The following is an 11,651-nucleotide window of genomic DNA, read 5'->3' as shown; positions in this document are numbered from 1 at the left end:
TTGCAGGCGCAGCAGGCCGGGAACCAATAAGGGCGGCAGCCGGGACTACCCGGCTGCCGCCCTTATGTCTGCGTTGCTTTGCTGTGCGAGCGGTGCCTACGCTACGCGGACGAAGGAAGCGCCACCGAGCCAGCTGATGGAGTGAACCTCGGTCTTGAATCCGTCAACGCCACCGCTGACTACCTGGCCGTCGCCGGCGTAGACGCCCACGTGGCCGGCGGTGATTACCAGGTCACCGGGGGCCGGGGTGCCCACCACGGAGCCGTACTGGTAGAACTGGCCCGGGGCCAGGTCTCCAACGGACTTGCCCACGTTGCGGAGAGCCTTCTCCACCATTGCGGTGCAGTCCTGGCTGACGCCGAGCTGGCCATAGGCGTTCGCCAGGATGGCGGCGCCGGTGCCCGTGCCGGTTGCTGCGGGAGCGGGAGCCGGGGCAGGGGCCGGGGCCGGGGCAGCTGCGGTGGAGGCGTATGAGATGTTCATTCCGGTGTTCGCAGGAGCGGCTGCGGCCTGGACGGGAGCCGGAGCAGCTGCGGCCGGGGCGGCTGCGGGTGCAGCGTATCCGGCGCCCGGGATGCTGATCTGGTCGCCCGGGTAGATGATCGTGGAGACACCCAGTCCGTTGGCGGCCAGGACGTCGTTCAGGCTGACGCCGTGAGCTGCCGAGATGGCGCCCAGGGTGTCACCGGAAACGACGGTGTGGACGTTGGCTGCTGCTGCGGGGGCTGCAACTGCTGCGGCGGGTGCCGAGTGTGCCTGGACGTTAGTGGTCTCGTTGGTGTCCGGGCCGGTCACGCCAGCGTGGGCCGGAGCTCCGACGCCGAACGCAATGCCGGATGCGGCGGCAACTGCGAGGGCCGGGCGGCCGATCGTCCGGGCCTGGGACTTGGCCGAAACAGCCAGTCCCTGAAGCACGATTGAGCGGGCCGGAGTCGCACGGTGACGGGCGGTGGTGGAATTTTTTGACACGGTTGATCGCCTCTCCCATGCCTGCGGGGTGAGCTGTCGGGTTCGGGTTGGAGATACCCGGCCGAAAGCAACCCCATAACGAAAGGAGGCGCTATCGACTTAACCCCAAGACTTCAGTGAAGCCGCGGAAACTTGGTTCCCCCGTCCCTGCCAACTGGAAACGATTGAATCCCGGTTCAGCGGCAGGGCTCGGCATGCTGAGGGGAATGTCCCGCTTGGGAGGGACACGTGAAGACCTTATCCCGCCCGGACGCCTATTGTCACATTTGGATAACATGCGAGGTCCTTCTATCGGATAAAGCAATCGTCTTGATAGTCCGTGACCATACGCCGCTGACCTCGGCTGATACGGCCTCTTACCCCGCGGCGCAGGCGGACGTAACAAAGTCATAAAGTTCCGCACGCAACAAGGGATCGGCGGCGATCTTCACCCGGCCGTCCAAGGGGCCGACGACGATGTGGAGAGGCAGCAAGGTTCCCACCTTGTCCTCCGCAATGGCATGCGGATCGCACCGTGCCGGGCGGATGCGGAGCGGCCATTGAGCTGACCCATCGCCCGGCTTGACGGTGATGTTCGTGGGCCACGGATCCCCGGGCACCTCGGCCAGGAGGGGAGTGCCGTCCACGCTCCTGATGGTCAGGGAGTCCGCTGCCTCACCTGGCCTGTTCCCGTCCGCTGCTGGCCGGGGTGTTACCACAAGCCGGACGACGGCGGTGCGGGAGTCCTGCGCCACCTCAAGTTGGGTGCGCAGGGCGATGTCTGCCACGGCGGCCGCCGCTGCCGTGAGGCAGAGTTCGGTGTTGTTGCGTTGGAGCACGCCGAAAGGGTCCCCTGCGTTGACGGTCACTGGCCTGGCTTGGGAGTGGCCGGGCGCCGCAAGGAGCAGGGTAGCGGTGGCCTCCTCCCCGGGTGGGGAGCCCACCGGGCCGCCGCACCTGGGTTCCGGAAGCGCTGCCGGCAGGCTCTTGGGCTGGCGGGGCGGCAGTTCGATGCCGCCTCCGGCAGGCTCCCAGCGGATTGCCCCCTGAAACAGGGGAGATGCAAGCTCTGCCATGCTCACCGTCACCGGATTGCCTGACGAATTGGTGAACTGCAGCTGGATCTCCGGCTTTCCGTACTGGTCCCGCGACTGGTTAACCTCGACAGTTACCGGCCCCTCTTCCGGCCTTGGCGTTGCTGCCGCCTCTGACACGGCTGCCGGTCCGGAAGGGGCTGCCACGCCTGGGTCCGGTGGCGCAGGGGAGGCTGTACACGCTGACGTTGCCGGCACCGCCGCCAGGGCTGCCGCTGCTGCAAGGAACCGCAACCGGCGGAGAGGCGGACGGAAAACAGTGCTTCCTGCTGGTGCACCCTTCCGGCCCATGCAGCAAGTCTAGGGCGCGCTAGGCTTTTCACATGCCTGATATCGAACGGTTCCGGATCCTGCTCGAAGAGGAGCGGAAACGGAAGGTGGCCCTGCTACCGGCCCTGCGCGCGGACATCGCCTCAGCCAATGCGGCCCGCCAGGACTCGAATGTGGACGACGAGCATGATCCGGAGGGCTCCACGATCGCCTTCGAACTTTCACAGGCTTCGGCGCTGCTGCAGCAGAGCACAGCCGGCCTGGACCAGGTGGAAGCGGCCCTTGCCCGGATTGCCGCCGGGACCTACGGTACCTGCGCCGTTTGCGGCGAGCCCATCGCCGAGGGCCGTTTGGAGGCCAGGCCCTGGACACCGTTTTGCATCAACCACGCTTCAGCAGGCCGGCATTGACCGGCAGCCCGGATATGGTCGCCGTGGCAGCCGAATTCATTGACCGTACGCTGCAGAACGAAGGCGCCTGGTACCGGGCGGACGACGTCGGCAGCCGGCTGGGCGGGGTCCTTGCCTCCTATGGCTCCTCGGTGGGCGCGGTCCGGGGAACCGTCCGCGATGCGCTCCGGAAGTTCAAGGACCTGGACCATGACGGCGTGGTCCTGCTCGCCTCCGCCCTCTGGGGCCAGCCAAAGCCGGGCGCCAAGCCCGTATTCGAGCGGCGGCTCGCGGCCGTGGTGCTGCTCCAGTCGAAGGTTGGCCTGCTGCGGCATTCGGACCTGACGCGGATCGAAGGCTTCCTCCGCTCGGCGCTGACCCCGGAGCTGGCCCAACCCCTGGCGGCGGACGTGGTGGTGCCGCTGCTCGCCGGGCTGTCAGGACGGGACCGGCAGCGGGCGGATGCGGTCCTGGCCAGGTGGAGGCAGGATCCGGACAACCGGCTGGCTCTTGCAGCGGAAGCGGCCGGGCACTCGTTACCCTGAGCAGGAGCCGCATCCGGTCGCCGCGATAAATGCAAGTACCCCCGAAAAGGAGACAACATGAACGAGCCCCATGACCTCGAACGATTCGTGTCGGCACAGGACAGCGGCGGGACATACGGGCAGGCCCTTGCCGAACTGCAGCTCGGCAACAAGGCCGGCCACTGGATGTGGTTTATCTTTCCGCAGATCGCAGGCCTGGGACACAGTGCCACGTCCCGCAAATACGCGATCAGCTCCCTGGATGAAGCGCGCGCGTACCTTGAGCACGACGTTCTGGGCCCGCGCCTGCTCGAGTGCGCCCAGGCACTCACCACCCATGCCGGGCGCTCCGCGGAGGATATCCTGGGCGGCATCGACGCCCGCAAATTGCAGTCGTCCATGACCCTTTTCCTCCGCGCCGCGCCCGGCGAAACCGTGTTCAAAACAGTCCTGGCACAGTTCTTTGACGGCGAGCCGGACGAAGCCACCGACGCGCTGCTGGCCGAACAGGACGGAGCGTAGCCGCTACGGCGTCGGGCTGCCGCCGTTGACGTTCAGGGTCTCACCCACCACATAGCTGGACTCGGGCGAAGCCAGGAACACGTATGCGGGGGCAAGCTCCGCGGGTTGGCCTGCACGGCCCAGGGGAGTGGACTGCCCGAACTCCGGCAGTTCCTCCTTGGGCTGGCCGCTGCTGACCTGCAACGGCGTCCAGATGGGGCCGGGCGCGACGGCGTTGACCCGGATTCCCTTGGGCGCGAGCTGCTGCGCCAGGCCTTTGGTGAAGTTGTTGATGCTGCCCTTGGTGGTGGCGTAGTCCACGAGCGTCGGTGACGGGTTGTAGGCCTGGACTGACGTCGTGTTGATGATCGTGGAGCCCGCCGGCATATGCGGGAGTGCGGCTTTGGTCAACCAGAACATCGCATACACATTGGTCTTCAGCGTGTGGTCGAACTGCTCGTCGCTGATGGCGGTGAGTTCCTCCTGGGCCACCTGCTTGCCTGCATTGTTGACCAGGATGTCCACGCCGCCGAGGACGGCCACTGCGGTGTCCACCAGGTCACGGCAGACTGCGGGGTCCTTGAGGTCGCCGGGAACCTTGACGGCCTTGCGGCCTGCGGCTTCGATAATTCCGGCAATCCGGGCTGCGTCCTCTTCCTCCTGCGGCAGGTAGGACAGCACGACGTCGGCCCCCTCCCGTGCGAAGGCGATGGCAGCCGCTGCACCGATTCCGGAGTCAGCCCCGGTGACGATTGCCTTCCGGCCCTCCAGCCGGCCGGTGCCGCGATAGGTCTCCTCGCCGAGATCCGCCTTGGGCGTCAGGTCTGCGTCCAGGCCGGGCTCGGGCTGGTGCTGCTCAGGGGGAGAGATGTGCTCGTAGGCAGTGACGGGGTTACGGAAGGTGTACTGGTCTGTCATGGTGGTCCTCCTGATGGATAGGGCTGGAACACGGGCCGGTACCAAGCCGGAAAACTCAGTCCGGTGAAGCCGCAGCAATGGCTCATGCCATAAAGCTAAGCATGCTTACCGTTCCTAGCCTAGGCAATGCGGCATGCACGTGCCAAGCAGCCCCGCCTTCCACCGACTGCTATCCCCGCTGGACTTCCACCAGGCGCACCTCCGTCAGCCGACCGTCGTCGACACTTGCCGTGATGTACGTGCAGGCCGGCTGCCGCCTCCGGTCGGTGGGGGAGCCGGGGTTCAGGAGCCTCAGGCCCCCAGGGGACGTTGTGTCCCAAGGGATGTGGCTGTGCCCGAAGACCAGGACATCGGCTTCCGGGTAAATCGCCTCGCAGCGCAGCTCCCGCCCCTTTGCCTGCCCGGTCTCGTGCACCATGGCAAAACGGACGCCCTCCAGGGTGACGTGAGCCGTTTCGGGGAGGCGGCTGCGGAGATCCGGCCCGTCGTTGTTCCCGTAGACGCCCACCAGGGCGCGGCTTCGCTGCTCGAACCGGTCCAGCAAGGCTGCCTCCACCCAGTCGCCGGCGTGGAAGACAACATCAGCGCGTTCGACGGCGGACCATACCTGGGCTGGAAGGTCCCTGGCCCGCTTGGGAACGTGGGTATCGGCAACCAGGAGGAGGTTCAACGGCATAAGGAAATCCTTCCACACAGGGCCTGTTCCGGCCCGCCGCGGCCGCGTAATCTGGGGGCTGGGAGGTGATTGCCATGGAGGCAGCGCAGGGCGACCGCATCATCGTCCACGGGAGGACTGTCGGTTCCACGGACCGTCACGGGGTGATCCTGGAAGTGCGTGGCCAGGGCGGGACACCGCCCTATCTGGTCCGCTTTGACGACGGGCACGAAACCATCATGTATCCCGGCGGCGATTTCGCCGTCGAACGCGGGCGCGGCAGCTGACCGCAGGCGGAGCTGGGCTGGGCCTGGCGCACCTGTCAGACTGGATTGATGGATCATTCACTGGCTTCCGCAGCGTCCTCCACCCCGCCCGTCCGCACCGGTCCCCGGGACCCCGGCGACGCCTGGGTGGACGGGGAGCGCGGCCGTTACTGGGGCCGGTTCGGAGCCGCCGGCGTGCTTGCGTACGATCCGTCCAAGGGCGTGCTTCTGCAGCACCGCGCAGTCTGGAGCGATAATGGCGGGACCTGGGGCCTGCCGGGCGGGGCGCTCCATGAAGGTGAAGAAGCCGTCACCGGCGCCCTCCGCGAAGCCAACGAGGAAGCGGCAGTGCCGCCGGAGAGCGTCGAGGTCCTCTTCACTACCGTGCTGGATTTTGGCTATTGGTCCTACACCACGGTTGTGGTGCTGGTAAGGGAGCCTTTTGAACCGGTCATCAGCGATCCGGAGAGCATCGAACTGCTGTGGGTTCCGCTGCCCGATGTGGACACCAGGGAGCTGCACCCCGGCTTCGCAGCCGCCTGGCCGGCGCTGCGGGAACGGCTGGCTTCCTAGTAATCCGGGCCGTACTCGGCGTTGACCAGGATGGGAAGGTGGTCGGAGTTCCCGCGGGGAAGCGTCTCCACGCTTTGGATATCCAGGCCCAGCGACGTGGCAAAGTCAAAGTGGCCCTTGAACACCTTGTAGCGGGTGTAGGTACGGCGGTTGCTGAGGGAAAGGGCATAGCCCGAGTTCTTCATGTGGACATCGAGGTTCTTGGTGAAAAACGGGTAGTTGAAGTCGCCGACCATCAGGGTCATCAGCCCCTTGCCCATGCTGAGGAGCTCGGCGTGGGCAGCGTGGATCTGCTTCCGCCGCAGCGAATTGGACGCGGTAAGCGGTGCGGCGTGGAACGACCCGATCACCAGTTCGTGCTGGGTGTCATTGTCGATGACCCGCGTCCCGATCAGCCGCTCGTGGGCCGGCGCCAGCAACCTGTCGTGCATCGACTTCTTCAGCGCAAAGGACTGCGTGTCCAGTGCGGTGAAGCGGCTGGTGCGGTAGTAGATGGCCAGGCCCAGCCGGTTGCCTTTGGTGGCGTCGGCCAGGTGCAGGGGACCCAGAGTCTCGGGAAGGTCGCTGGAATCCACTTCCTGGAGGCACAGCGCATCGACGTCATGGTTCCGCGCCAGGGCGAGGAGTTCGCCGCTCGCCTTGTGCTTGCGGAGGTTGTAACTGATGACGCGCATGGAACACCTCTTCCGAGGGTTGCTGACAGGACCAGTTCCTGAGTCTAGTCCGCTGCCTTCCCGCAAGTTCAAACATTTCATTGCGACCCGCTGGCGGACGTTCCGGGGCCAACGGATAGAGTTAGTGCCAATTCACTGAGATCCGCGAAAGGTCACCCGTTGACTGAAGAGCTTCCTGAACTGGCGGAAGGCAACGCCTACTACCAAAACCTGGGCGGCGGCTGCTTCCGCTCCACCATCCATGCGCAGGGTGCCTGGAACGTCCACGAGCAGCACATGGCACCTGCCGCCGGCCTGTTGGCCGACGCCCTGGAACGGTACCAGCCGCGGGAGGACATGCGGATGGCCCGGCTCAGCTACGAGATCCTGGGGCTGATCCCCGGCGGCGAATTCCAGATCGAAACCTCCACCCTGCGGCCTGGAAGGACCATTGAACTGCTGCAGGCCGAGCTGGTGGCCGGCGGCCGGACCGCCATCCGTGCCACAGCCTGGCGGATGGTCACCAGCGACACCTCTGCTGTGGCAGCCATCGAGGATGCAGCAATTCCCGGGCCCGACGACTGCAAGCCCTACGACGGATCCGCCGTGTGGCCCGGCGGTTACATCAGGTCATTGGAGATGCGGGCGGCGGAAGGACACCGGCCGGGCGCCGGCAAGGTCTGGCTCCGCACCCAGCACCCGTTGACGGATCAAAACGACAGCAGTGACCTGGCCCGGCTGATGGGCCTTGTGGACACCGCCAACGGCATCGCCGCGCGGGTGCCGCCCGGCAAGGACAGCTACGCCTTCCCCAACCTGGACCTGCAGATCCACATGTACCGCCGCCCGGAGGGGGAGTGGCTGGGGCTGGACAACGCAGTGTCCTTTGGCCGGGACGGCATCGGACTGACGTCAACGGTCCTGCACGACCGGCAGGGCCCGTTCGGACGGGCCGAACAGATCCTTACACTCCGCAGGACCTGACGCGCTGCCCATCCGGGCAGTTCTTCCAACGTTCCGCCATTCACGCCCGGCCGTTGAACACCAGCCAGCCGGCCAGGGTGGACAAGCCCGTAAGCGCTGCGCCCCACAGCATATCCACCACAATCAGCTGCAGCGGCCACACCTTCAGGGTGGCCGCGTTGGTCAGGTCGTAGGTGGCATAGGCGAAGGCGCCCAGTGCCGCTCCGTAACCCGCGGCTGTGAGCCAACTGCCGCCGTCGAGCGCGGGGCGGAGGGCAAAAAACACGATGCCGGCGATGTAAATGACATAGAAGGCCACGGCGTAACCTAGGTGAGGCTTGTCCGCCAGCAGGTCGCCAATGTGGCTGCGGTAAAACGGGTTCATCAGTTTGAGCCAGATGGCGTCAATCACTGCGAATGCGGCGGCAACAACAAGGAATTGCAAGATGACCATAGGGGAGCCTAGCAACATGCACGACGCCGGTCCGGGAGCCCGCACGCTGACAGTGGTGCGGCAGGAAGACTCGCTGGGAGCAGGACGGGACCTGGAATTCGGCCTGGAGCTCCTGGCCAGGGCAAAGGCGGGCGGGATCGGCCCTACGCTGCGGCTCTACCGGCCCGCCCCAACCGTCGCCTTCGGCCAGCGTGATACCCGCCTGCCGGGATTCGAAGCAGCCGCCCAGGCATGCAGGGACAATGGCTTCGAACCCCTGGTCCGTAGAGCAGGCGGACGGGCCGCCGCGTATCACGAGGGGACCCTGGTGGTGGACCACATCGAGCCGGACCCGGACGCCATTGCAGGCTCCAAAACCCGGTTCGGCTACTTCGGGGAACTGTTTGCCCAGGCACTGCGGACCGCAGGGGTAAAGGCGGCAGTCGGGGAAATACCCGGTGAATATTGCCCGGGCGAGTTCAGCGTCCACGGCACCGACCCGGCCGACACTTCCCACCGGGTGAAACTCGTGGGTACGGCGCAGCGGGTGGTGGCCGGCGGGTGGCTGTTCAGTTCGGTGATCGTCGTGGAGAACTCGGCGTCCATCCGGAAAGTCCTGACCGACAGCTACGCAGCCCTGGGGCTGGACTGGGACCCTGCCACCGCCGGCGCCGTCAACGACCTCGTGCCAGGACTGGATGTGGAGGCCGTGGCGGACGCGGTGCTGCAAACGTATGCGGGCCATGCCACCCTGAAAACTGCTGCATTCAGCAGTTTGGGGGCATGACCCGCACCGGTTTGACCGGCCTTGCGGCCGTCGGGGGTTACGCTGCCAGACGCGACTTGACCTCCGCCGCGGAGGGGTTGGTGGCGGCAGTACCGTCGGGGAACAGGACGGTGGGAACGGTGCGGTTGCCGCCGTTCAGCTGCTCCACGAGTTCGGCCGTGCCGTCCACTTCCTCGATGTTGATCTCGGTGTAGCCGATGCCCTGCGCGTCCAGCTGCTTCTTCAGCCGGTTGCAGTAGCCGCACCAGGTGGTGGAAAACATGGTGATGGTGCCGGATTCGGGAGTGAAGTCCACAGGATTCTCCTCTGCGTCGATGTTGGTTTCGTTCGTGTCAACGGTAACGCGCCGGCCTGTATTCCCTTCCCCCGGCGGTCCCGGTGCGGCCCGGATGACAGTATGTGGCGCCGATGGCATGCTGGAGCCATGTGTGGACGCTATGTGATGGCACGTGCCGTGGGGGACCTCCTGGCAGAGTTCGACGCCGAACTGGAGGACGAGGTGAACATTCCGCCCTCGTGGAATGTGGCGCCCACGGATGCCGTCCCCATTGTCCTGGAACGGCTGATCGATGACAGCACTGAACAGCAGCGGGTACGGCAGCTGCACGTGGCACGCTGGGGCCTGGTCCCGTCCTGGGCAAAGGATCCCGGCATCGGGTCACGGATGATCAACGCCAGGAGTGAATCGGTACTGGAGAAGCCCGCATTCAGGAAGGCCATCCAGTCACGGCGCTGCGCGGTGCCGGCCGACGGCTACTACGAATGGAAGCAGGGCCCCGGCAAATCGAAGCAGCCCTACTACGTGCACCCCGGAGAGAACCGGGGGCTGGTTTTCGCCGGCCTCTATGAATGGTGGAAGGATCCGTCCGTCCCTGCCGGAGAGCCGGGCCAATGGTTGCTGTCCACATCGATCCTGACCACGGATACGCCGCCCGCGGGCAGTGAATCGACCGTGTTCGGGAAGCTGACGGCGCTGCATGACCGGGTTCCCCTGCCCATGGACAAGGCAACCATGCAGGCCTGGCTCGATCCCGACGTGGACGACGCCGCAGGGCTGGTGGACCTGGTGCGCTCCGGGGTCAAGGATGTGGCAGCGGACTGGCGCGTGGAGTCGGTAGGCAAAGAGGTGGGCAACGTGCGCAACAACGGGCCGGAACTGATCCGGCCGGTGGAGGCGCTGTTCTAGCCCCCGTTGTTCTAACCCCTGTTGGCAGTTGACGTGGAGCTATACGGTGACCGTGCCGTCGTCGTCCACTGCCCAGCCCGGGTTGTATGCCACTTCCCAGCGGAATCCGTCGGGATCGGCGAAGTAGCCGCTGTAACCGCCCCAGGGCTGCGTCACCGGCTCGGCGATGACGGCGGCGCCTGCTGCCGCGGCCTCCGCCATAACCCGGTCCACTTCCTCCGGACTGGCGAGGTTGTGGCTGAGCGTGATGCAGGGGACCGGGCCTGGAGCGCTGACGCCCGCCTCGGCCTGCATCTGCCTGGCGTCCCACAGGGACAGCACCAGGCCGTGGTTCACCTGGATGAACACCACTTCGCCGGGCACCTCTTTGTGGACCGGCCATCCGAGGCCGTCAGCATAGAACGCCCGGGACGCCGGAACGCTGCGGACACCTAATGAGAAGAAGTCGACTCGGGGCTGCATGCTTCGATACTGTCAGACGATGGCGACAATTCAAGGAAACGATAGAGATGCTTTGGCCGACAAGGAACAGCTCGCTGCCGTCCGGATTGCTGTTGACGAAGTGGATGACCAGATTGTCACCCTCATCGCCCGCCGCGAACGGCTGATCCGCATCGCCGGAACCCTGAAGGGCGACGACGCTGAAGTCCGCGCCCCAGGGCGGGTGGAGCGGATCATCGAACACGTCCGTTCGGCGGCCGAGAAGAAAGACATCGACCCGGACATCGTGGAATCCACGTACCGCGCCATGATCTCCGGCTTTATCGAGCTCGAGATGCGGGTCCACAAAGGGAACGGCTGACAACCGGGTACAGTCCGCCGGTCGGAAGCCCGTCTAAAGCGATTCCTCCACGGGGACGCCCGACTGGAACTCCCGGCCGTCCGCTTCGCTGAAGGCTGTCATGACATGCGCCTTGTCGAGCCCGTTGATGGCCGCGAGGGGAAAGTTGCCGGTGATGGAATTGGCTGAGTGGGTCACTCCCGAGAGGTCATAGTTCTCTTCCGTACTCTGCTCGTGGTTGAACGAGTAGAAAGCGATGGGATGCCCGTTCATGAATTCAATGCCAAGCCGTCGCTGCGAGGAATAGTCCGGGCTGGCCGCCACCAGTCCCACCACATAGGCGCCGGAACCGGGAATGTCGCCGTCGACCTCGAATGTGGCCACGAGGATGGAGTCCTCGGCCTTGATGCTTACCTGCTTGAGGAGTGCGTCCTGGGTGCTCATGGCACCATCCTGCTCCCTGCCGTTCGGTCCGTCCACCCCCTGTGCTGAGGAAAACACGGGCGGCCGGAGATGCTTTTAGTGTCGGGCTGCCAGGTTTAACAACGCAGCATTCCTCCCCGGAACGATGCTCCCGCTGCCACCCAAAGCTTGCATTGCGGGTGCACCGGGGCCTCAGTGCGCATTATTCCCCTGCCCGTTGGTGATGCTGGCCAAGGTAGTGACGCTGGCCAATAAGCCGCAGTAAGCACCAGAAAAACCGACACTGG

General features: G+C 65.6%; 18 protein-coding genes and 1 riboswitch. Of the genes, 9 read left to right on the top strand and 9 right to left on the bottom strand.

Features of this window, described 5'->3' with window-relative positions; all coding sequences use genetic code 11:
• Positions 1–96: 96 nt before the first annotated feature.
• Together NXY83_RS11090 and NXY83_RS11085 are read right to left on the bottom strand one after the other, a co-directional pair.
• Entirely contained in the window at positions 97–969 is an 873-nt protein-coding gene (locus NXY83_RS11090; protein ID WP_258802297.1) for a C40 family peptidase, read from the bottom strand.
• A 3-nt stretch (positions 970–972) separates the two neighbouring features.
• Positions 973–1,161: riboswitch (cyclic di-AMP (ydaO/yuaA leader) on the bottom strand.
• A gap of 164 nt (positions 1,162–1,325) precedes the next feature.
• Entirely contained in the window at positions 1,326–2,333 is a 1,008-nt protein-coding gene (locus NXY83_RS11085; protein ID WP_258802296.1) for a hypothetical protein, read from the bottom strand.
• Between the two features lie 32 nt (positions 2,334–2,365).
• Here NXY83_RS11085 and NXY83_RS11080 point away from each other — a divergent pair, with 32 nt between their 5' ends.
• From NXY83_RS11080 to NXY83_RS11070, 3 genes are read left to right on the top strand one after another with little or no spacing between them, the layout of a single operon-like run.
• Complete coding sequence (locus tag NXY83_RS11080) at positions 2,366–2,722, top strand: TraR/DksA family transcriptional regulator (protein ID WP_258802295.1); 357 nt, start codon at positions 2,366–2,368, stop codon at positions 2,720–2,722.
• A complete protein-coding gene (locus NXY83_RS11075; RefSeq protein WP_258802294.1) occupies positions 2,719–3,246 on the top strand; it encodes a DNA alkylation repair protein in 528 nt (175 codons plus the stop codon). Before NXY83_RS11080 ends, NXY83_RS11075 begins: the two co-directional genes overlap by 4 nt.
• Before the next feature lie 57 nt (positions 3,247–3,303).
• Positions 3,304–3,747, top strand: a complete 444-nt coding sequence (locus NXY83_RS11070; protein ID WP_258802293.1) for a DUF1810 domain-containing protein — start codon at positions 3,304–3,306, stop codon at positions 3,745–3,747.
• A 3-nt stretch (positions 3,748–3,750) separates the two neighbouring features.
• Here the strand turns inward: NXY83_RS11070 and NXY83_RS11065 are convergent, their stop codons facing one another.
• Together NXY83_RS11065 and NXY83_RS11060 are read right to left on the bottom strand one after the other, a co-directional pair.
• The gene (locus NXY83_RS11065; protein WP_258802292.1) at positions 3,751–4,644 is read right to left on the bottom strand and encodes a glucose 1-dehydrogenase; all 894 of its coding nucleotides are present in this window, start codon (positions 4,642–4,644) and stop codon (positions 3,751–3,753) included.
• Between the two features lie 169 nt (positions 4,645–4,813).
• Entirely contained in the window at positions 4,814–5,320 is a 507-nt protein-coding gene (locus NXY83_RS11060; RefSeq protein ID WP_258802291.1) for a metallophosphoesterase family protein, read from the bottom strand.
• A gap of 74 nt (positions 5,321–5,394) precedes the next feature.
• On the opposite strand from NXY83_RS11060, the gene NXY83_RS11055 reads away from it, so the two are divergent.
• Together NXY83_RS11055 and NXY83_RS11050 are read left to right on the top strand one after the other, a co-directional pair.
• The gene (locus NXY83_RS11055) at positions 5,395–5,586 is read left to right on the top strand and encodes a DUF1918 domain-containing protein (protein WP_258802290.1); all 192 of its coding nucleotides are present in this window, start codon (positions 5,395–5,397) and stop codon (positions 5,584–5,586) included.
• Positions 5,587–5,634: 48 nt separating this feature from the next.
• Positions 5,635–6,138, top strand: coding sequence for an NUDIX domain-containing protein (locus NXY83_RS11050; RefSeq protein ID WP_258802289.1), 504 nt, complete (start codon positions 5,635–5,637; stop codon positions 6,136–6,138).
• Here the strand turns inward: NXY83_RS11050 and NXY83_RS11045 are convergent.
• On the bottom strand, positions 6,135–6,812 hold the full coding sequence (locus NXY83_RS11045) for an endonuclease/exonuclease/phosphatase family protein (RefSeq protein WP_258802288.1): 678 nt from the start codon (positions 6,810–6,812) through the stop codon (positions 6,135–6,137). The genes NXY83_RS11050 and NXY83_RS11045 overlap by 4 nt on opposite strands.
• 159 nt (positions 6,813–6,971) lie before the next feature.
• Between NXY83_RS11045 and NXY83_RS11040 the strand changes: the two genes are divergently transcribed.
• Positions 6,972–7,775, top strand: a complete 804-nt coding sequence (locus NXY83_RS11040; RefSeq protein ID WP_258802287.1) for a thioesterase family protein — start codon at positions 6,972–6,974, stop codon at positions 7,773–7,775.
• 40 nt (positions 7,776–7,815) lie between these two features.
• Here the strand turns inward: NXY83_RS11040 and NXY83_RS11035 are convergent, their stop codons facing one another.
• Positions 7,816–8,208, bottom strand: coding sequence for a DUF2177 family protein (locus tag NXY83_RS11035; RefSeq protein ID WP_258802286.1), 393 nt, complete (start codon positions 8,206–8,208; stop codon positions 7,816–7,818).
• Positions 8,209–8,224: 16 nt separating this feature from the next.
• On the opposite strand from NXY83_RS11035, the gene NXY83_RS11030 reads away from it, so the two are divergent.
• On the top strand, positions 8,225–8,974 hold the full coding sequence (locus NXY83_RS11030; protein WP_258806173.1) for a lipoate--protein ligase family protein: 750 nt from the start codon (positions 8,225–8,227) through the stop codon (positions 8,972–8,974).
• Positions 8,975–9,011: 37 nt separating this feature from the next.
• Here the strand turns inward: NXY83_RS11030 and NXY83_RS11025 are convergent, their stop codons facing one another.
• Positions 9,012–9,269 (bottom strand): mycoredoxin, encoded by a 258-nt coding sequence (locus NXY83_RS11025; protein WP_141941622.1) that lies wholly within the window; start codon positions 9,267–9,269, stop codon positions 9,012–9,014.
• Positions 9,270–9,416: 147 nt separating this feature from the next.
• Here NXY83_RS11025 and NXY83_RS11020 point away from each other — a divergent pair, with 147 nt between their 5' ends.
• Positions 9,417–10,160 carry an SOS response-associated peptidase gene (locus NXY83_RS11020; RefSeq protein ID WP_258806171.1) on the top strand — a complete coding sequence of 248 codons (744 nt, stop codon included), beginning with the start codon at positions 9,417–9,419 and terminating at the stop codon, positions 10,158–10,160.
• Positions 10,161–10,199: 39 nt separating this feature from the next.
• Here NXY83_RS11020 and NXY83_RS11015 read toward each other — a convergent pair whose 3' ends face one another.
• Positions 10,200–10,622 carry a VOC family protein gene (locus NXY83_RS11015; RefSeq protein WP_258802285.1) on the bottom strand — a complete coding sequence of 141 codons (423 nt, stop codon included), beginning with the start codon at positions 10,620–10,622 and terminating at the stop codon, positions 10,200–10,202.
• Between the two features lie 19 nt (positions 10,623–10,641).
• Between NXY83_RS11015 and NXY83_RS11010 the strand changes: the two genes are divergently transcribed.
• Positions 10,642–10,962, top strand: coding sequence for a chorismate mutase (locus NXY83_RS11010; protein ID WP_258802284.1), 321 nt, complete (start codon positions 10,642–10,644; stop codon positions 10,960–10,962).
• A 33-nt stretch (positions 10,963–10,995) separates the two neighbouring features.
• Here NXY83_RS11010 and NXY83_RS11005 read toward each other — a convergent pair whose 3' ends face one another.
• Positions 10,996–11,385, bottom strand: a complete 390-nt coding sequence (locus NXY83_RS11005; RefSeq protein ID WP_258802283.1) for a hypothetical protein — start codon at positions 11,383–11,385, stop codon at positions 10,996–10,998.
• Positions 11,386–11,651 lie beyond the last annotated feature (266 nt).

It is taken from the genome of Pseudarthrobacter sp. NS4 (assembly GCF_024758005.1).
GTDB lineage: Bacteria > Actinomycetota > Actinomycetes > Actinomycetales > Micrococcaceae > Arthrobacter.
The sequence above is the reverse complement of the archived record's forward strand: the minus strand, read 5'-3'. Positions and strand labels throughout refer to the sequence as shown.